The sequence below is a fragment of the Gimesia benthica genome (genome assembly GCF_009720525.1).
Lineage (GTDB): Bacteria > Planctomycetota > Planctomycetia > Planctomycetales > Planctomycetaceae > Gimesia > Gimesia benthica.
This window is the reverse complement of the sequence record NZ_CP043930.1, coordinates 7,453,591-7,473,430: the sequence shown is the minus strand read 5'-3', so window position 1 is coordinate 7,473,430 and position 19,840 is coordinate 7,453,591. Positions and strand designations below refer to the sequence as shown.

The 19,840-nt window shown below is 52.1% G+C and carries 13 protein-coding genes; 5 read left to right on the top strand and 8 right to left on the bottom strand.

Annotated elements, in window-relative coordinates:
• Window positions 1-31: 31 nt before the first annotated feature.
• From F1728_RS29255 to F1728_RS29245, 3 genes are all read right to left on the bottom strand, one after another.
• On the bottom strand, window positions 32-1,393 hold the full coding sequence (locus F1728_RS29255; RefSeq protein ID WP_194242587.1) for a BBP7 family outer membrane beta-barrel protein: 1,362 nt from the start codon (window positions 1,391-1,393) through the stop codon (window positions 32-34).
• Window positions 1,394-1,697: 304 nt separating this feature from the next.
• Window positions 1,698-2,252: a TMEM43 family protein gene (locus F1728_RS29250; RefSeq protein WP_155366963.1), complete on the bottom strand. Its 555-nt coding sequence runs from the start codon at window positions 2,250-2,252 to the stop codon at window positions 1,698-1,700.
• Between the two features lie 48 nt (window positions 2,253-2,300).
• The gene (locus F1728_RS29245) at window positions 2,301-3,326 is read right to left on the bottom strand and encodes a nucleoside hydrolase (RefSeq protein ID WP_155366962.1); all 1,026 of its coding nucleotides are present in this window, start codon (window positions 3,324-3,326) and stop codon (window positions 2,301-2,303) included.
• 222 nt (window positions 3,327-3,548) lie between these two features.
• Between F1728_RS29245 and rhaB the strand changes: the two genes are divergently transcribed.
• The 4 genes from rhaB to F1728_RS29225 all read left to right on the top strand — a co-directional run bounded on the left by rhaB (window position 3,549) and on the right by F1728_RS29225 (window position 9,822).
• Window positions 3,549-5,042 (top strand): rhamnulokinase, encoded by a 1,494-nt coding sequence (gene rhaB / locus F1728_RS29240; RefSeq protein ID WP_155366961.1) that lies wholly within the window; start codon window positions 3,549-3,551, stop codon window positions 5,040-5,042.
• Between the two features lie 118 nt (window positions 5,043-5,160).
• Window positions 5,161-6,099, top strand: coding sequence for a signal recognition particle-docking protein FtsY (gene ftsY, locus F1728_RS29235; RefSeq protein WP_155366960.1), 939 nt, complete (start codon window positions 5,161-5,163; stop codon window positions 6,097-6,099).
• A gap of 422 nt (window positions 6,100-6,521) precedes the next feature.
• A complete protein-coding gene (locus tag F1728_RS29230) occupies window positions 6,522-7,976 on the top strand; it encodes a porin (RefSeq protein ID WP_155366959.1) in 1,455 nt (484 codons plus the stop codon).
• Window positions 7,977-8,226: 250 nt separating this feature from the next.
• Window positions 8,227-9,822, top strand: a complete 1,596-nt coding sequence (locus F1728_RS29225; RefSeq protein WP_155366958.1) for an arylsulfatase — start codon at window positions 8,227-8,229, stop codon at window positions 9,820-9,822.
• An 81-nt stretch (window positions 9,823-9,903) separates the two neighbouring features.
• Here F1728_RS29225 and purH read toward each other — a convergent pair whose 3' ends face one another.
• The gene (gene purH, locus F1728_RS29220; RefSeq protein WP_155366957.1) at window positions 9,904-11,487 is read right to left on the bottom strand and encodes a bifunctional phosphoribosylaminoimidazolecarboxamide formyltransferase/IMP cyclohydrolase; all 1,584 of its coding nucleotides are present in this window, start codon (window positions 11,485-11,487) and stop codon (window positions 9,904-9,906) included.
• A 207-nt stretch (window positions 11,488-11,694) separates the two neighbouring features.
• The gene (locus F1728_RS29215) at window positions 11,695-12,972 is read right to left on the bottom strand and encodes an outer membrane protein assembly factor BamB family protein (RefSeq protein ID WP_155366956.1); all 1,278 of its coding nucleotides are present in this window, start codon (window positions 12,970-12,972) and stop codon (window positions 11,695-11,697) included.
• Window positions 12,973-13,481: 509 nt separating this feature from the next.
• Here F1728_RS29215 and F1728_RS29210 point away from each other — a divergent pair.
• On the top strand, window positions 13,482-14,807 hold the full coding sequence (locus F1728_RS29210) for a HEAT repeat domain-containing protein (RefSeq protein ID WP_155366955.1): 1,326 nt from the start codon (window positions 13,482-13,484) through the stop codon (window positions 14,805-14,807).
• A 26-nt stretch (window positions 14,808-14,833) separates the two neighbouring features.
• On the opposite strand, the gene F1728_RS29205 is transcribed toward F1728_RS29210, so the two are convergent.
• From F1728_RS29205 to F1728_RS29195, 3 genes are all read right to left on the bottom strand, one after another.
• Complete coding sequence (locus F1728_RS29205; protein WP_155366954.1) at window positions 14,834-16,180, bottom strand: sulfotransferase family protein; 1,347 nt, start codon at window positions 16,178-16,180, stop codon at window positions 14,834-14,836.
• 60 nt (window positions 16,181-16,240) lie between these two features.
• Window positions 16,241-18,466, bottom strand: coding sequence for a biotin/lipoyl-binding protein (locus tag F1728_RS29200; protein WP_155366953.1), 2,226 nt, complete (start codon window positions 18,464-18,466; stop codon window positions 16,241-16,243).
• Between the two features lie 62 nt (window positions 18,467-18,528).
• Window positions 18,529-19,473, bottom strand: a complete 945-nt coding sequence (locus F1728_RS29195; RefSeq protein ID WP_194242586.1) for an efflux RND transporter periplasmic adaptor subunit — start codon at window positions 19,471-19,473, stop codon at window positions 18,529-18,531.
• Between the last annotated feature and the right edge of the window lie 367 nt (window positions 19,474-19,840).

The following is a 19,840-nucleotide window of genomic DNA, read 5'->3' as shown; positions in this document are numbered from 1 at the left end:
CTGAACCCCACAACGGACTCAGCAGCTTCTCTTACGGCCAGCGGATTTCCCCCCCCAGCACAAGACCGTGCAGCTTGTAACTGTCCAGGCTGTCCTGTGCCTGCAGGGAGACATTGCTGACTGTGCTGCTGTTGTAATAGACAATCGTACCTGGACGGGCAATCTGATTGGCCCACAGGAAGTTATACCCCACGTTGAAGGTAAACCACTGGTTCAAATGGAAGCGTGCATTCACGCCGAATTCAAAGGTGGGAGAGAAACGTGTCTGTGAGATCTGCGTGAGATGTGTGGGATCGGTAGGTCCGAAGAACTGATCGGTCAGCACACTCCCTTTGTAATGGTTCACACCGAAACCGACTTTAGGTTCAGCAGAGATCGTGAACCAGGGATGCACAAACTCCATGCGGATACCAGCCTGTGGAACATACAGTTTGTTATTGGTGGACGATTCAATTGTCGTTGTGAATAGAGGAACCGTCGGGATGGTATTGAGCTCTTCAAAGTCCCCGGTGACGTTCATGTCTTCGGCGATTTTCAGATAGCGGAAACCGACCAGAGGACGCACCTGAAATCCACCAGCGCCATAAATAGTTTTGAAAAACAACTGGTCTGTGTTGACGACATAATTACTTTCCGCGCCCCATGCCTGAGAACGGTAATTGACGGCAAATTTCTGATTGAAGTTTCTGCCAGCAATTCCAACCTGACCGTCGACGAGAGTATTAATCGAAATCAAATCTGTCTGGCCGAAGTTAGGTCCCAGCAGATCAGCCTGACCGTAGGAGACAGAACTGACGTCGGATTGTGTCCCAAAGAATATGGCTTCGATCGTACCGCTTTCGAAGTCGATACCAAAGGTTCCACGCAGCCCGTTGGTTCCCTGTGTGCCAATCGAACTCAGATCCGCTTCCTTGGTGGACAGAGTTCCCAAGCCGTCGAAATCAGCGGTGGTAAAAGGCAGACGCGGATCATTGCCTGATGGAATTGGAGCACCAATCAGCTGATTTCCCGGAGGGGATTTTACCAGCATATATTCGACGCGCAACCAGCTGTTTTCAGCCAGATTCTTAAAGAAGCCATCCCAGGGATGATCGTAGGCCCAGCCCCGGTCTTCCGGAAGCACCTGCATCACAGTCCCCGAGTTACTCGTACCGTAATAATCGGGTGCGTAATACTCTGAAGCATACTGATCGGGAGATGCATAATATTCTGGCGCCGGTTCATAAACCATGCCACCTTTGTGACCACCACCGTAGGACGCAGTCGCGTACGGATTACCCTGTGCGCCGGGTTGCCCCATGGCAGGAGAATATTGAGCCTGCGCAGTACGGAAGCCCACTCCCGACAGGAGAACAATCATCCCAATCATTAAACGATAGGCCGGATTAACCATGTTGTACTTCAATCTCATTATAAAAGAAGTCGACAAGCCGGATACTCTACGAAACCGCCCTGAAACACGGGACGGTTCAGTAAATCCCCCCCTCTCGCGCAGGATTTCCTGCGTGATGGGTATTAGATATATCAAAGGTATCGGTTATGAGGGTTATTCGACTTGTAGGAATCCTGCGTTCTTGGGCAGAAAGTTCGGAAGCCGAACACGAGAACGCACCACATTAGGAAAGATAGAAAGGCATGGTAGCGCGTACTCCGATCTGGTAATCCGCGAGATCAGGGAGATCACTGCAGGGAAAGATTCAGGCGTTTTTCCAGGCCTGTTTGAGTCTCGCTTTTCTCCCGGAGCGATATAAGGTGAAGAGGGGGACGATTCCGGCCAGCAGCATGAGTGCCCCAAAGACGGGTCGCGCGACCATCCAGACGGCTGAAATCAGAATCAGAGTCAAGCTTAATGAGCTGAGCAAAGCGAAGACCGTGATCCCGCGTCCGACGAAATTGGCGATCAAGGGGATCTTTTCAACGAGTACGACCAGTGGTTTAAAGAGTGTCGCCAGCCCCAGAAACAGAATCACCCAGCCCCCGAGGCGTAAGGCCCAGCGAAAGGGAGTGGTGACCTGAGTATCCTGGGGAGCAGACTTTGTGTCTGCCCCTGATTCTGCATCGGCGGCGGCTTCAGAGAGAACTGCTTCCGCCTGCGTGATACTCTGCTCCCGTTCCAGAATTCTGCTTTCGTTATGCCAGAGCAGAAACAGCCCCGCAATCAGGAACACAATTCCGATCCCCAGGTTTTTCAACGCCGTTTTAAAACGAGTGCCAAATGTCGGATCAGTGGATTGTTCAGTCTGCTCGCTCATGAAATTTCGCTAACTATTGAAAGAGGGGACCTGAGTCCTGATTCGGTATCAGTTCGACGGGGGTTGACTGGACAGACTTTCCAGAACTTCCTGAGTACGCACTACCTGTTCTGGCGAGACGGTCAGGAAATAATGTTTGCCTGCTTTTTCTGTATGGTGTTCCAGTTTGCCAGATTCATTGATCTTCAGTTGTCCCGGAGCTGACTTGCCAAAGTAGCCGCGTTCGGGACGTACTGCATACAGCACACTGGTCAGATCATAGGTGGGCCGGTCGTAAGGCATTTTGTGCCAGTACTCATAGCCCAGCTTGACCGGGTGATATTTCACATAGTTATAGTCATTGAGAATACTGGTTGACCGGTTCTGAATCGCTCTGCCAATTTCCCAGCCGCTGGCTACCACGGGAACATTTTCCGGCCAGAGTTCAAACAGGGTACGAGCCGCGGGGACGTCTTCCCTGACATTATATTCGTGGAAAGAGGCTGGCTTGCCGGGTTCAAAGCGTCCGATCATCTGGGAAAGCAGTTTGACTTTCTGGCTGACCAGTTCTTTTCCTGTCAGCGGACTGATGCCATCGGCAGGTGACTTGAGCAGGCGGGCGATGTTCGTGGAAAAACCGACCACGACGAGGGCCACCGAATGATCGGGTTGAGCGGCCAGGGTCTTGCGGAGCAGGCTGACAGCTTCCGGCAGTTGATCCGCAGAGTCATACTGGCGCGGAAACACAGGCTTCCCCTCGAGGGCGTATTCGACAACTTTCCTTACATAGGATCCGTCTTTGGGAGTTTTACCCTGCTCCACGCGTCCCAGTGGGATTTCAGGGCGTCCGTAAAACGTATTCACGACATCGCAGTAAAGCGCCGAATACGGATTATCCTTACTGCTCGTGACGGCCAGCAGTTCGCATTCCCCCCGGCTCTGCAGGGCATGAATGACGGCCAGTGCCAGGGCGTCGTCAATGTCATTTCCGATATCGGTGTCGAAGATCAGTTTGACCGGTTCAGCTGCGGTGGCGTGATTCTGAGTGAGACCGCAGGCGGCGATCAGGAGAAAAAGTAGCGATAGCGCTTTCATAGTCGATGTCTCTCAGTCGTATCAGTCGATGTGAGTCCAGCCCGGGATGTCCCGGCGATCAGAATGTTTTCGTTTGTCAGGCTTATGATCGAGAATTCTTTCAGCAGGGACAACCGGTAGCCAATGAAATTCCCGCGAACTTTTTGTAATATGCAGTTTCAATCGCGAAGCATTAAATTCTAGTTTATCAACACCGCTTTTTAGAATCAAAAGGGCTGATCCATGCCATCACAGTGTTTTTTGGGAGTCGATCTGGGGGCAGAAAGTGGACGTGTGCTGGCAGGCATTCTGGAGAACCAGCAGATTCGCCTCGAGGAGATTTACCGGTTCAGCAATGGGCCGGTTACGGTGGCCGGTACGAAACGCTGGAACGTTATCGGCCTGTGGTCTTCGATCCTGAAGGGCCTGTCACTGGCTGCACAGAAATACGGGGATCAGATCATCTCCGTCGGTGTGGATACGTGGGGCGTTGACTATGCCCTGCTCTCCGAGAAACAGGAACTGCTGGGGCAGCCTTATCATTATCGAGATCCGCGGACAGAAGGCATGTTGAACCTGGCCATCTCCCGGGTGCCCCAGCAGGAGATTTTCGATGCCACCGGTGTGCAGTTCATGGAAATCAACACACTTTACCAGTTGCTGGCGATGCAGCAGAGCGATCCGGAACTGCTGAACCAGGCAAACGTGTTACTGCTCATGCCGGACTTTTTCCACTGGCTGCTCTCGGGAAGCCAGGTCGTTGAGTTTACCAATGCGACCACGACCCAGTGCCTCAACCCTGTGACAGGCGACTGGTCGTATGAACTGTTACGTCAACTGGAGATCCCCACCGCGATGCTGCCTAAGCTGGTACAACCGGGAACAAAGCTGGGGACCTTACGGGAAGAAGTGATGCGGCAGACCGGCCTCTCTAAAATTGAAGTTGTTGCCCCCGCGACCCACGATACGGCTTCCGCGGTCGCTGCGATTCCCACTGCAAATACAGGCAACCCCGACTGGGCGTATATCAGTTCAGGAACCTGGTCCCTGATGGGAGTCGAAGTCAATCAGGCGGTTATCGGTAAACGGGCCTTCGAATTAAATTTCACGAATGAAGGGGGCATTGATGGAACGTATCGTCTGCTGAAAAACATCATGGGGCTCTGGCTCGTGCAGGAATGCAAGCGGTGCTATGAACGGGAGGGAACCGAACTCGATTACACAGCGCTGACCACGGCTGCCACGGAGGCAGAGCCATTCCGGTCCCTGGTGGATCCCGATGATCCCCGGTTCCTGAGTCCGGTAGACATGCGGGAAGAAATCAAAGGGTACTGTCAGGAGACCAACCAGCCGGTCCCCGAGACTCCGGGTCAGTTTGTGCGTTGTGCGCTGGAGAGCCTGGCTCTGAAATATCACAAGGTGCTTGACTGGCTGGAAGAACTGACGGGAACACCCATTACAGTCCTGCATATTGTGGGCGGTGGAACCAAGAATGAGCTGCTCAACCAGTTTACCGCGAATTCCTGTCAGATCCCGGTCATCACGGGACCTGTGGAGGCAACCGGGCTGGGTAATGTGCTGGTGCAGGCCCGTGCGGCAGGCGCTGTCAGTTCGCTGGCTGAAATTCGTGAGATCGTCAGGAATTCGACGGAAACGACAACATATGAACCTCAGGATCAGGCTGTCTGGTCAGAGGCGATGCAGCGGTTCAATCAGCTGCTGGACGCCGCTGGTTAGAGACCATTCCCCCCTTTAAAAGTGAGTAACTTGCCGTCTGTTCCGCTACACTATATTATCCCAGTCGGTAAACACATTTGATTCATAGATAAGTATCATCCAGTAAGAAAGTATAACAATGGGTCTGTTTGACCGCTTGAAACGTGGTTTAGAGAAAACCAAGGATGTCCTGCGCACCGATGTACGCGACCTGTTCAAGGCGGGGGAGATTCTGGATGATCAGAAAATTGAAGAATTCGAAGCGCGACTGATTAAGACGGATATGGGCGTTGTCTCTTCGGCAGCCATCTGTGATGAAATCCGCAAGAAACATGGTGGTCGTACCGTGATCCTGGATGAGATTCAGGAAACCGTGAAGGAAAAGATCCGGACGCTGCTGGAAGGAGAAGGTGATACCCGCTGGGACCTGAATAATCCCCTGTCCCCGCTGAAACACAATCCGGATGGTGTGACGGTCATTCTGGTCGCCGGTGTCAACGGGGTCGGGAAGACAACTTCGATCGCCAAACTGGCAAACCTGATTATTAAACAGAATAAATCAGTCCTGCTGGCTGCGGGTGATACATTCCGTGCGGCCGCTGTGGAACAGCTGACCATGTGGGCCAGCCGCCTGGGTTGTGAAATCGTGACCCGCCCCGACGGTACCGATCCGGCCAGTGTCGCTTACTCCGGCTGTGAACGAGCACTGGAAACCGGCGTCGACTATTTAATTATTGATACTGCGGGCCGTCTGCAGACACATACCAACCTCATGGAAGAGCTGGAAAAGATTAAACGTGTCGTAGATAAGAAGATCCCGGGTGCACCACACGAGAACCTGCTGGTTCTGGATGCGACGACTGGGCAAAATGGTCTGAGCCAGGCGGAACATTTCTCGAATTCAATCGAGTGTTCTGGAATAATTTTAGCAAAATTAGATGGCACAGCCCGGGGTGGAGTGACCGTTGCAATCCGCCAGAAGATGGGCATACCGGTCAAATATATAGGCGTGGGAGAGCAAATCGATGACCTTGAACTCTTTAATCCACAAGGTTTTGTCGACGCCTTATTCGCCTGATGCCTGTTAATTAAACTGCATCCAAACCCTTATATTCCCATTACTTTATATGAGTATTGAGGGTTACTGCGCGCTGCCTGCATAATATTCGCGCAAGTTTAACATTCTTCAGCAACTGTTAAACTATTCCGGCTCCGCAATCTGGCGAGAACAGCCAGACCCTCCCGATCAGTCAGAATATTCTTGACGTATCTCTTTTGATCAAAAGCACTACTGAGAATTCCGATATTCCGAGTTAGAGCCATCGTTAAGTTAGCGCTCAATTTGTGGACCGTAACTGGTTCTCTTAATCTAACGATGGGAAATTGATTTAGAACCGTCAGTATGGCTTCTACCAAACTAAATTACCGGAAAGCATGCGCGCTTCCCTTCTGACGGTATGGAGACCAAGCACCCAAGAAGGTGTACTCAGGAGTTAAAATATGCGAAAACTGAAGGAATTGAAACGAAAAGCCAGACTGACTGGGCTCCTGCTGAGCGGGCTGGGTCTCATGGCTGTTTCGCCAGCATTTGGTGGTGATGCCGGATGTGCTCCCTCGTGCGTCCCCGCATCAAACCCTTGCTGCACGAAAGTGTTCGAGGATGCTGGTGACAAGCTGGCTGTCGAACTTGAGCGGTTAACCGCTGAATGTTGTGCCCCTAAAACCTGTGCCCCTACCTGCACCACTGATGGCTGCACCGATCCCAACACATGTTGCGGTGAAGAAGCCGGTGATGATGGAGACTGCTGCAGCGGACGTCTGACTCGTCTGTTTGACGACTGCGACGGCTGTGGAAACATCCTGGAAGACAACGGCTGGAAACTGAGTGGTTGGTTGGAATTCGGGATTACATTCAACGGAAACCGTCCTGCTAACAATCTGAACACCCCTGGTGTTGGATTCAACCAGGCTGACAGCCAGTTCATGCTGAACCAGCTGTACTTTGTTTTGGAAAAAGACGCTGCCGCCAACGAAGACTGCTTCGGCTGGGGTGGTCGTGTTGACCTGCTCGTCGGTTCAGACGCTGCTGATACTGCCGTATTCGGTGGTCCTAACAACGCACCGAACTTCGATGGTCGCTGGTCTGACAACGACATCGCAACTGCCAACCAGATTGGTCTGGCGATGCCGCAGATGTACGCTTCAGTCTATGCCCCCATCGGAAACGGTGTTACCGTTAACGTTGGTCACTTCTACACCGTTATCGGTTACGAAGTTGTACCTGCTACCGGTAACTTCTTCTACTCACATGCTTATACCATGCAGTACGATGAGCCGTTTACCCACACCGGTGTTCTGGCCAGTACTGACCTGAGCGACAACATCTCACTGACCGGTGGTATCACCACAGGTTGGGACGATTTTGAAAATCAGAACAACGAGTGGAGCTTCCTGGGTTCTGTTGGCTGGACCAGCGATAGTGAAGACACCTCAGTCACATTCGCCATCAGCTCTGGTGGTGAAAACGACGCTTTCGGTGGTACTTCCAACCTGACCATCTTCAGCCTTGTTGCTCAGCAGAAACTGTCTGAAAACCTGAGCTACGTATTCCAGCACGACCACATGTTCTACCCGAACGGTGATGCTAATGCTGCTGGCGTAACAGCTGAAGCTTACGGTATCAACCAGTACCTGTTCTACGATATCTGCGATTCAACCCGTGCTGGTATGCGTGTTGAATGGTGGCGTGACCACAACGGTACCCAGTTGGGTGCTCCGGGCACGAACTACTACGAAATTACCGCTGGTATCAACCACAAGCTCAACTCCTGCATTCAGGTTCGTCCTGAAGTCCGCTGGGACTGGGCTGACGGTTCAGATCCCTGGACCACATCTGACGGTGGTACCAAGGACAGCCAGTTCACCGTTGGTACTGACGTAATCCTCGTCTTCTAAGACCAACGATCACGATTGAATCACCCGTCATTCCCAATCCCGAATGATGTGGTATAAAATCAAAGAGAGCCTTCCTGGATCAGGAAGGCTCTCTTCTTTTGCGCAGTGTGGTATGCGATTTTGCTCTGTTACGTTTCTGTTTATTCTATCGAAAATTGACGCTTCTGAAATCAGTCTGGTAAGATGAGAAACAGCGTCTTACATGTTTTCTATTCCTGTTCTCGCCGTATCTCAGCCTGATTGACTCGCCATGAACCGTATGTTGCTCCGCTCCTGCCTGTTGTTAGCTCTGCTCCTCAGCTGTTCTGTTTTGTTTGGAGCCCCTGCCTCTGATCAGCGTCCCAACATCATACTTGTAATGGCAGACGACCTGGGCTGGTCTGATATTGGCTCCTACGGAGGTGAAATCGATACGCCCCACATCGACAGCCTGTCTCGTGACGGGATGCGTTTCACTCAGTTTTATAACAATGCCATCTGTGGACCGACCCGGGCCTCTCTGTTAACGGGGCTATATTGTCAGCAGGCAGGTCATCGTGGAGATCGCTGGAACGAACCCAAGAATTTCGACGTCTGCGTGACATTTGGTGAAGTCCTGCAACAGGTCGGCTATCGGACAATGATGGTCGGAAAGTGGCAGGGGAGAGACTCTGCCCTCGATCGAGGATTTCATCGTTTTTACGGGCCGATGTGTCAGGGTAAAATCAGCTACTTTCATGAAGTCGCCCAGAATCCGTATTACCTGGATCGCAAACGAATTGAACTGCCTGACGATTTTTACCTGACTGATGCCCTCAATGATCACGCACTGCAGTTTCTTCAGGAAGGTCTGACTGGCAAACAACCGTTTCTGCTGTATGTCGCCCACATCGCGCCGCACTGGCCCCTGCATGCCCGGGAACAGGAAATCGCCCGCTACCGTGAACAATACCTGACCCAAGGTTGGGATCAGGTTCGTGCCCGTCGTTTTGCACATCAACGGTCAACCGGACTGATTCCACAGGAATGGGAGTTAGCACCTCGGTCAGCCAGTATTCGCGACTGGTCCGAGGAGCCAAATCAACGCTGGCAGGCAGAACGGATGGCCGTGTATGCAGCCCAGGTGAAATCGATAGACCGTGGTCTGGGTCAATTGCTGAGTGCACTGAAAGAGACGGACGCAGAAAATAATACGCTGGTCATTTTTCTGTCTGACAATGGTGCCGCCCCCGATGGCGGGCTGGCTCCCTCACAGAGTGGCATGGGATTCAGTGAGAAACGTCCCAACAAAAAATGGCGACGCGACCAGGTGCCAATCAAACCGGGTAGCGGTCCCGATCACATGCCTGGTCCCCATGATACCTTTGCCGCCTACGGTCTGGCCTGGGCGACGACCAGCAATACACCCTTCCGGGGGACGAAACTGGAAGGCTACGAAGGTGGGATCCGTACGCCGCTCATCGTCCGCTGGCCCAAAATCATCCAGCAGGGAGGTACCGTCACCAGACAGGCGGGACATGTGATGGACTTTATGCCCACATTTCTGGATGTTGCCCGGGCCGAGTATCCCCAGGAGTTTCAAGGGCGTCACCCTCTACCCGTCGAAGGTCAGAGCCTGTTGCCCGTCTTTGAGGGAAAACAACGCGAGCCTTATTCGGAACTCTGCTGGGACCTGCCCCGCCAGCAGTCTATCATCAGTGGTGACTGGAAAGCGATCAGACCACGCCAGCAGCCGACAAAGTGGGAACTCTACAATCTGAAAGACGACGGCACCGAGACCACTAACCTGGCAGCCCAACATCCGGAGAAAGTCGAGTCTTTATCCCGGCGGTATGCTGCCTGGCACAAACGTGTGAATGCGAAATAAAAACGCCGTGTGACAGGTTCAGGCCCATCACACGGCGATATTCGTATTAAGCTTCTTGCGTCAGCAGTCAATCTCAGTGGCTTAGTGTTTGAAATGACGGCGACCGGTAAAGATCATCGCGATGTTGTGCTCATTGCAGGCAGCAATGACTTCTTCATCCCGCACGGAGCCGCCGGGCTGAATAATGGCGGTCACGCCTGCTTTAGCAGCTTCATCCACACCGTCGCGGAAGGGGAAGAACGCATCTGATGCGACGATTGACCCCTGGCTCCGATCGCCGGCTTTGTAAGCGGCGATGTAGGAGGAATCGAGACGACTCATCTGCCCTGCTCCGGCACCGAGCAGCATTTCATCTTTGGCAATGACGATCGCATTCGATTTCACGTGGCGGCAGACAACCCAGCCAAAGCTCAGACTGTTGAGTTCTTCGGGCGTGGGCTCGCGTTCGGTGACGACTTTCCAGTCGCTCTTATCGTCACGCAGTTCGTCTTTTTCCTGCACCAGCAGACCGCCGGATACACGACGATAATCCAGGCTGGGTTCAGCCGGCTCCTGCATCATCGGGCACTTCATCAGACGAACGTTCTTTTTCCATTTTGGCTTTGTGGTCAGCAGTTCGAAAGCCGCGGGTTCATAATCCGGGGCGATGATGGCTTCAATGAACCGATTGGGTTCACAGAGTTTTTCTGCCGTCGCCTGATCGACAGGACGGTTGAAACTCAAAATCGAACCGAAGGCACTGACCGGGTCACCGGCGTAAGCTTTTTCGAATGCTTCAGCGAGTGTCTCTGCAGTGGCACAGCCACAGGGATTGGTATGTTTGATGACCACAGCGGCTGGCTGATCAAAGTCACTGGCAATCTGCAGGGCGGCATCCAGGTCCAGGTAGTTATTATAGGACAGTTCTTTACCGTTCAACTGCTCTGCCTGGGCGACGCTGGCAGCCGGTGGATTCTGTTCGGCGTAAAAAGCGGCTCCCTGGTGAGGGTTCTCGCCGTAACGCAGTTGATCCCGCTTTTCCAGACTGATGCTGACCGATTCGGCGAAACGGCTTTGTGAATCTGCTTCTGCAGGCAAAACCGAAGCCATGAAGTTGGCAACCGCCCGATCATAGCGTGCAGTCATTTCAAACGCAGCAGCAGAGAGTTCCAGTCGAAATTCGGGAGTCAGCGGACCAGACTTGAGTGCATCGAGCACACGATCATATTGTGACTGATTGGTCACGATGCCGACATAGGCATGATTCTTAGCGGCGGAACGGACCATGCTGGGGCCGCCGATATCAATCTGTTCGATTGCTTCGGGCAGGGTCACATCTGGTTTGGCAATGGTAGCTTCAAAGGGATACAGATTGCAGACCACCAGTTCGAATGGCACGATTTCAAACTCTTTGATCGAAGCCGCATCGCTGGGGAGATCGGGACGTCCCAGAATGGCACCATGGACCTTGGGATGCAGAGTCTTGACGCGTCCATCCATGATCTCAGGGAAGCCCGTATAAGTAGAGATGTCAATGACATTGACTCCCTGCTCTTCGAGGTAACGGCGTGTGCCCCCCGTGGAGATAAACTCAAAACCCAGTTCAGCCAGACCTTTGACAAAATCATCCAGACCCGATTTGTCACTGACACTGACCAACGCCCGACGCGGATAAGAATCGCTCATTTGTTTCTAAATCAATTTCCGAAGAAGACAGAAATACAGTATTTCTGAGAGAGAAAAAGCGTACCTGAGTGCGCGACGAAAGGGGGCCTGCGCGACACAGGCCACAGAATCATCCTCTCGGGCACTCAACCAGAGGCCAGTTTAGCCACTCTCTGGTCAGAAAACAAACGAGGCATACCCTGCTTCAGCAGAAGAGGCGAACCCTGTTTACTGCACAGGGTTTTCAGTCGCCGGAGCTTCGGTATTCGCGTTATCCGCAGCAGGTTCAGGAGCCACTTCGGGCAGAATCGGGTATTTATCCTGGTGCTTGAAGCGAATCGGGAACGGCAGATCTTTCTGTTTCAGACAGAGAATGACGCCTGATTCAGAAGCACAGAAAATACGGTCGTTCAATTCGTTCATGAGCTTGACCTTATACTTTCGCAGAGGAACCGCAGAGAGCAGTGCTCCATCCTTACGGGACAGCACGAGCAGATTCCCCAGTTCATCCGTTGCATAAACCCGGGTGGGCGACATGGAAATAAAGGTCGACCCCAATGGCTGCCACCATTCTTCCATACCGGTTTCACTGGAGAGCTGGAACAGGCCGCTCTTGCGTGAAGAGAGATAGACTTCGTTCTCCAGAACCATGACCGGAATGCGAATCGGAAATGAAGTACGGATTCTCCAGCGAACAATTCCATTGAGAATATTCAGGCAATACAGATTCTGATCCTCGGATGCGAGGTATACACTATTTTTATTTTCTGCCAGATCGGTGGCAATCGGTGCGTCGGTTTCAAACTGATACGTCAGCTTTCGATCGGACAAGGTGACGGAATACAGCGATCCATCCTGACTGGCAAATACGAGAGCGCGGGGAGTCACAATTGAAGGAGTGGTAATGGCATCGCCTGTCTGGAAGGTCCAGCGAATGGCAAGATCACGCCAGTCGGGTAACTTGGATTCGCCGCTCAGCTCTTTCAACCTTCGTAGATTCCAGGAATAGACACGACCATCCAGTGTGCCAACGTAGAGTGCGTCTTCGTCAACAGTCGGGCTGGTAGAAGCTGATGTGGGAAGCTGCAGTTCCCAGTCGATCTCACCATTCATCCGGTCGATGGAATAGATCTTCGTTCCGACGGTGATGAACACGTATTTTGAATTGGAAACCGGCGGATAACTGACGTTATTCCCCCGCCCCATCTGTGTCGCCCAGAGCTTCTTTCCCGTTTCATTATTGAACGCAGTGATGATCCCGGAAGTAGAAATCGCGTAGATATTAATTTCATCCAGTGTCAGATGGACGATGCGGTCCCGTTGAGGGTCCACTGTGGCCTGGCCCCACCAGACCCGTTCCAGATTATGTTTGACCAGCGAACGCTGGGTTGGAACCGTCAGTCCCACGGATGATTCGTTTAAGCGTTGCGCCTGCAGATTTTCAGAGCACAGCCCCATAACCAGTAGCGCCAGAATCAAATACTTGGGCATCTTCCAACCAGACATATTCAATCTTTTCCAGAATGATTTAGGAGAACGGGTGATTCAAATTCGCGGAGAATGCTCTCAGACATCAGAAATGATGCGAGACCTCCCTCTCTCAAGTCTACATGATGGATTCATCAGACACCGAAAGAGTCTGTAAAAACAGGTAATATTCTGGCCTGCTCCTGACTCCAGAAATATCATACTCACCCTATTCTACCTACACAACCAAGCTGGAATCCAGCATTGTTCCGCCGAGATTCGAAGAATTTTCACCATCAAAACTGAACAGATTTATAAAATTGGTTGATGCAAACAGTTCTCGCACGTTATTCAGTAGCAGGCAGTTCCCAGCCAACTATTGATGCTGACGGATTTACTGATTAAGCGGTTCCTGTCGGATGCTGCGGTAATCCTGCGTTCCTGCGAAACAGGAACTACTCAGTCCGTCCTGGATGTGTTAAAATAACTGCAGTTTTCCTGTCTGCAAATCAAGCTTTGATTCTCTCACAGCCTGAAAGGGAACTGGCATGAAACTCCCCTGCTCCGCTTTGATGTTTCCAGGCGCTCTCAGACTGGCGGTGGTCCTGTGTTTGACACTGGGACTGTGCCATTCGGCGCAAGAGGTTCGCGCCGATCTGATCAAGCTGAAACAGGGGGGAGAAATTCGCGGTAAGCTGCTGAAAGAGAGCGCTGGCGGTGAGACCACACGCACCATCGAAACACTGAGTGGAGGTCGTATCAGCGTCGATGCTCAGCAGATCGAGTTCGTTACGAACCGTCCCCTGGTGATTGAAGAATACGAATCCAGGGCGCACCAGATAGAGGACACTGTCGAAGCCCATCTGGAGCTTTCGGAATGGTGTCGCGAGAATTTCCTGACGACACCTCGTCTGCAGGAGCTGGAAAAAGTGATCGAGCTTGATCCCGATCATGAGCAAGCACGGGCAGCTTTGGGATATACCTTACGTGATGGCGAATGGATGACCCGCGACCAGATCATGCGGAAAAATGGCTATGTGAAGTATAAGGGCCGCTATGTCTCATCTGCAGAACTGGAACTGTTGGAAAAAAATCAGGCGGACCTGGAAGCTGAACGTGCCTGGAGCAAAAAAATCAATCTGTGGGTTACCTGGCTCACCAGCCAGAATCCGCAATATCAGTCCGAGGGACTGCAGAACATTCAGAATATCAATGATCCCAACGCGGTCGCCGGTCTGGCAAGGAACCTGGGGAAACATGAGAATCTGAGCCTGCGGTCTCTACTGGTGACCACGTTGCAGCAGATTCCCGGTCACCTCCCTTTACGTCCGCTGGCGGAACTGGCACTGACAGATCCGCATCAGGCGATTCGCGATGCGGCACTGCAGGCGCTTTCCGCACGCGATGCGTCTCAGGCAATCGTCTTTTTCATTGAAGCGTTGAAGCACAAGTCGAATCTGATCGTCCAGCGGGCCGGAGCGGGCCTGGCGGCGATTGGAGATCGGGAGGTCGTCCCTGAACTGATCGATGCCCTGACGACCAGCCATACTTACCGGGTTCGCGTTCCGGATGCCACTTCGACGTACAGTTTCAACAGTAATGGATCGTTCGGCGGTTCAGGTGTTGTGCTACCACCTGAGATAGAAGCCGGACTGCTGGCGGGGCGTTATCCCAACGGGGTGATCGTCCTCCCCTCACAGCAACCCAAGGTCCGCATGCGGACTGTCTCAGTCAAACATGTCCACCAGAACAGCGCGGTGCTGGATGCCCTGCAGAAATTGACCGAACAGAATTTCGGATATAACCAGCGATTGTGGCGACTCTGGTGGTCATCGGTTGAAAACCAGACGGGCATTATCCCCGCGATTCCGTGAAGTGCCCGTGAATCGGCTCCCGGTTCTCAGTTTTCATCGCCGGCCAGCGCCCGACGTAAACCGCCCAGATGCTGATCGTAATTCTTCCACCGCTCCAGGCCGGAACGGTTCATGGGACGCCTTACCTGCCAGTTACTTGCGGTCGTCACAGGACGCTGATTGGCATGAAATTCCAGGCACTGGTCATCCCAGTCGACGCCGATGAATTCAACCAGTTCCCGGGAGATGGCTTCCTGATTCTGAACCAGGTCTGCGTATGCCAGTTCGTAAGGCTGGTGAGGTAGAACCTGTTGCCAGTGCTCCATCAATCGCTCATATTCCCGGTAGTACAGTCCCAGATCTTTTAGATCATGCGAGTAATCGTGACCGGTGCGAAACCGCTGAAAGTAACAGGAGAGACAGGTATCAAGGGGATCGCGACGGCAATGAATGACTTTCGCCTGTGGAAACAGAATAGCGATGAGCCCCAGGTAAAGATAATTTCCAGGCATTTTATTGATGACGCGACTGGCCCTTTGGCTGAAGGTACGTAGACGCTGAAGATAAGCTTTTCCAAATCCGGAGAATACATTGGTGGGCAGTTGAGGGATGCACTCGGGATATGGGGTCTGCCCGGGAGTATGACGCGGCAGGGTACCGGCGATACTGGAGATGTCACTCAGCTCCCCTGCGCCGTGCACATGCGGGTGACTGGAGAGGATCTGTTCGACCAGGGTCGTGCCTGTGCGTGGCATTCCAATAATAAAAACCGGCAGCTCTGTCTGCACGCCGTATTGTGAAAGTTCCCGGATCGTTTCTGTAGAGAAGACTTCAATTACCTGATCGATTCCCTGGCGATGTTTTTGAAGATCGAACTGCACCTTGCGACTTTGATTACCCAGTTCGTAGTAGAAAAACGCCTTATCGTAATCTTTGAGATCATTGAATATTTTGCCGCCGGCAAAACCGAGAAAGCAGCGGTCTTCATCACTGAGATCATCGCGGGCAGCCTGTTGCTCAATCATTTCAATTAACGGATCATCGGGTGTGAACTTTCGTGTGGCGGAGTAATTGAAATAAGCCTCTGCATAATCGGGCTTCAGCCGCAGGGCGGTCAGGTAATGATCTTCAGACAGCTGGAACTCACCAATCAGCCTGTAAATGGCAGCCAGGTTGTGATGATACTCGGCCACCTGCGGTTGCAGTTCGATGGCTTTGTTGAGCAGATCCACCCCCACACTATGCTCTCCTGACTGGGATTTCGCCAGGGCATAGAAATGCAGGAACCGGGGGTTATCCAGATTCGCATAATAGTAAGGGCTTAAGATTTCCGCTGCTTTTAACGGCTGATTCTGCTGCAGTAACTGGACCGCTTCCGCGATGATGCTGTTCATACTGTTCCCGAAATCAGGTTCTGAAAAGTATTCCCTTTTACTAATTCTTCCCCGATCGGATCAGAGACGGAAGTGGAATGTTTTTCGGAAGTAGCGCCAGAGCCATTGGCCGGTCGTCAGCTGACTTACCAGGAATCGCGCTTTACCCCGCATGTTGGTCCGGAACAGAAAGACATCCTCTTCCAGCGGTACGATCGCCTGGTACGCAGTACTGGTCAGTTTTTCGTTGCCGTCTTTGTCCGTTACCGTAGGCAGTTCGCCTCCCATTTTATTCGAGAGCGTGGGAGGGACATAATCCCGGTGCCCGTGAGCAACCCGTTCGATTTTCGATGTGTAGATTTTCTCCGGCAGGTGTTCCATTTTGAGTTCCACCTGCTGGTCGATCTGGAAATCGTTGCGGTATTCCTGGTCGATATAGAGCACGGCCTGGAAACGTTCTTCCGGAGCAATGCTCAGCATATGCGTCCCTTTATCGAGATAGCACTCGGCATTGCGGGGATCAAGGGGAGTTCCGAACCAGCCGGAAAGTCGTTTGCGGGAATCAGATAATTTGGGCTCCGGTTTGCGTGCCGGGGCGATCACTTTCCCACTGATAGGTGCGATGACTTCCATATGCTTGAGCTGTTCCTCGATCTCCGCAATCTGCTCATCAATGGTCGCCAGTTTTTCCTTGGCGACCTTGACACCTGCCTGATCTCCGAGGGCGCGATATTTGTAGATCTCGTCTTCCTGAACTTTACGTTCGATCTCTTTCAGTCGGTAGAGCTTGTCTTCTTTCTCGATGTTAACGATCCGCGCGAGCAGTTGTCCCTGTTTGACCTGCTGTCCTGGTTCGACATAGACCTGCTCCAGTCTGCCCGGCTCGGTGGTGTAGACATCTTTCACGTCGTAACCTTCGACAACGAAAGGTGCCTCAAAATGCATGGGAACTGGGATCAGGAGAATTCCCAGGATCAAAGCGACAGCCACAGTCACAGTCGCTGAGACTTTGAAGTAATTCATGGGTTCGGTCCTCGGAGCTGCAATGATTTTGTAAATGTTATAGATAATCCCACCAATGAATGAGACAACAGAGATCACCGCCAGAGTGATACCGATACTCTGCAGGTCGTAGGGTTTCAGGACGGTATACAGGAACAAAGTGATCCCGAACATGATGAACCAGCGGTAGACCGCCGCGGAAACCGCATACAGGATGAACCAGAATTTACCGGTTTCCGGCATAAAGGGATCCCGCTGCGATTCAATTCCCAGGCAGTACCAGGCAAAAGTATCGCGAAGATGCTTATCGGCTTTCTGCCTCAGGTTGGGAATCTCCAGCAGATCACTCATCATGTAATAACCGTCAAACCGCATCAACGGGTTCGCGTTGAAAATCACGGTCGTCACGGTGGAGATAAAGAACAGGTTCAAAGCCAGGTGGTTCAGGAGGCCCGGTTTGGTAAACCACCAGATCCAGACCGCGATGGCGGACATGATGACTTCGATATACATCCCGGCCCCGCCGATGATGATTCGCTGCCATTTATTTCTCAGCATCCAGGAATCGGAAACATCACAATACAGGCAGGGGCTGAAAACGAGAAACATGATCCCCATCCCGTGGCACTCCCCATTGTAATGCTTGCAGGAGAGACCGTGCCCGAATTCGTGGACGACTTTCGCCGCTCCAAGCACGAACCACATGTAAATCAGGTTGGGCCAGCCAAAAAACTGCTGGAATTCCGGGAGCCGACTGCGAAACGCTTCGAACTGCACGCCGATCAGAACCCAAGAAGACAGGATCAGCAGAGCGAACATGGTGGTCGCCCAGGGTTTCCACATCCATTTCACATAGGGATACATCTTCTGGAGGGTCGTTTCCGGGTCCCAGCCGGGCAGCCTGAGATAAAGCATGTTTTTCACGGTGGAGAAGAATTTCTTCTTCGTCTCTTCGCGATACTGCTTGATCAGTGTCACTCCCTGTCCGGGACGTCCGCTGGTCAGCAGCCCTTTACGATACAGGTCCGAAATCAATTGCTGGATTTCAGAGATGGAAAGTAGCAGAGTGGGATACTGACGATGGACTTCGTCACGAATCTCTTCCGGACTGCGTTCTCCATTGAGCAGATTCAGAATGTAGTACTGCTCGGGATGCAGCCGCGTGTATTTCAGGGAGACCGGGTCTTTGATGACCCAGTAGCCCAGTCCTTTGTAATGAATCCATTTGCTGATTAAATCATCGCGCACGCTCAGCGGAATCGGTCGTTCCGTTGAGGATGTCATGGATTCGCTAAGAGTACTCATATGTGGTCAGGATTCCTGGCAGATTAAGAAATGTCGCTTCTTCTTCAGTCTACGAGAACAGCTTAGTCCTCAATTGTTTTTGCCGGGCTTCCCTGCGCCACTTTGGGTTCTGATTTATCCGGCAGAATCTTCATCGTGGCCATGTAGCCTGCTTTGAGAATGTTTTCCGGATTTTCGACTTCGGCCCAGACCCGAATTGATTTACCGTGGATGGGTTCGACTTCGACATCGATAAAGGTAATTTTGCCGTTGAAGGTTTCGTTCTCAACCGGCAGACGGACACCATGAATGTCCAGCTGGACTTCGACGGGGGTTCCCACATGAAACTTCCATGTATCCTGAATATTCACATAACCTTCCACTTTGACCCGGTTAGTGCTGACCAGTTCCAGAACTTCATCGCCGTGACGGACGACTTCGCCGGTCGAACGGAATTTTTTGGTGACGATGCCGTCAAAGGGAGCGACAACTTTCATTTCTTCCAGTTGGGCGTCGATTTCATCGAGTTGCAGCTTATTCATATCAAATTCCAGCTCTGCCTGTTCGATCTGCAGATCGCTTTTTTCTGCGTTCAGGGTCAGGCGTTTGATATCGAGTACGGAAATCGTGTTGGGAACCCGTCTATTGATGTCCTTGTTCATTTCCAGTTCGACGTAGGCGGTATCCCGGGCTTTCTTAGAGTAGCGAATTTCAATATCGTTGGTGGCCTTCTTCTCTGCTGTCCGGCGGGCCGCCTTGAGGGCATCGCTTTTTAAGCCAGCGATCACCTGCCCTTTTTTGACCCGTTCGCCTTCGTTGGGTTCGACAAACTCGAGCACGCCGGGACGATCGCTACCGAGGATGACGCGGTCGATCAGTTTAATTCGGCACTCACCAACGGAGATGGCGGCTTCGGGGTTTGCAGTCGGTTTCTTTTCGGTGGCTTTCTTTTCGGCCAGCAGGGGCGTTCCTGCATATCCGAGACTGCATCCTGCGGTCAGCAGCATTGTGTACAACACGTGTTTCATTTTGAAATTCATATCCTGATCCTAAAACTGAATCTTAAGGTTCCCGAAGCAAAAAGCCTGCATTTCAACGCTGATCGAGACTGGAGAGTCTGACATATATAAATATAGACACTTCAGTGCCTCATATCTAACGCCCGGTTCACACTACTCACAAGCAATTTCTGAAGTGGAACAAACGTTTTTTACGGGCTAGTTCAGAACATAACGACATGTTGAACTCCCGCAGCAGGTCATCACAACCGGAACAGATTACCCAGTTTATCCTGTTTTCGATTTTTGAGACGATTCCCAGGCTCCCTGCCTGTCAATGCCTGACCGTAAGTCATGTTCTATTTTCCAATTATGGCCTGTTCTGATTCTACGCATG

Coding starts and splice junctions, on each gene's coding strand:
- F1728_RS29255 (WP_194242587.1), bottom strand. CDS start 1,393: ATGGTTAATCCGGCCTATCGTTTAATGATTGGGATGATTGTTCTCCTG.
- F1728_RS29230 (WP_155366959.1), top strand. CDS start 6,522: ATGCGAAAACTGAAGGAATTGAAACGAAAAGCCAGACTGACTGGGCTC.
- rhaB (WP_155366961.1), top strand. CDS start 3,549: ATGCCATCACAGTGTTTTTTGGGAGTCGATCTGGGGGCAGAAAGTGGA.
- F1728_RS29225 (WP_155366958.1), top strand. CDS start 8,227: ATGAACCGTATGTTGCTCCGCTCCTGCCTGTTGTTAGCTCTGCTCCTC.
- F1728_RS29205 (WP_155366954.1), bottom strand. CDS start 16,180: ATGAACAGCATCATCGCGGAAGCGGTCCAGTTACTGCAGCAGAATCAG.
- F1728_RS29210 (WP_155366955.1), top strand. CDS start 13,482: ATGAAACTCCCCTGCTCCGCTTTGATGTTTCCAGGCGCTCTCAGACTG.
- F1728_RS29245 (WP_155366962.1), bottom strand. CDS start 3,326: ATGAAAGCGCTATCGCTACTTTTTCTCCTGATCGCCGCCTGCGGTCTC.
- F1728_RS29215 (WP_155366956.1), bottom strand. CDS start 12,972: ATGTCTGGTTGGAAGATGCCCAAGTATTTGATTCTGGCGCTACTGGTT.
- ftsY (WP_155366960.1), top strand. CDS start 5,161: ATGGGTCTGTTTGACCGCTTGAAACGTGGTTTAGAGAAAACCAAGGAT.
- F1728_RS29250 (WP_155366963.1), bottom strand. CDS start 2,252: ATGAGCGAGCAGACTGAACAATCCACTGATCCGACATTTGGCACTCGT.
- purH (WP_155366957.1), bottom strand. CDS start 11,487: ATGAGCGATTCTTATCCGCGTCGGGCGTTGGTCAGTGTCAGTGACAAA.
- F1728_RS29200 (WP_155366953.1), bottom strand. CDS start 18,466: ATGAGTACTCTTAGCGAATCCATGACATCCTCAACGGAACGACCGATT.
- F1728_RS29195 (WP_194242586.1), bottom strand. CDS start 19,473: ATGAAACACGTGTTGTACACAATGCTGCTGACCGCAGGATGCAGTCTC.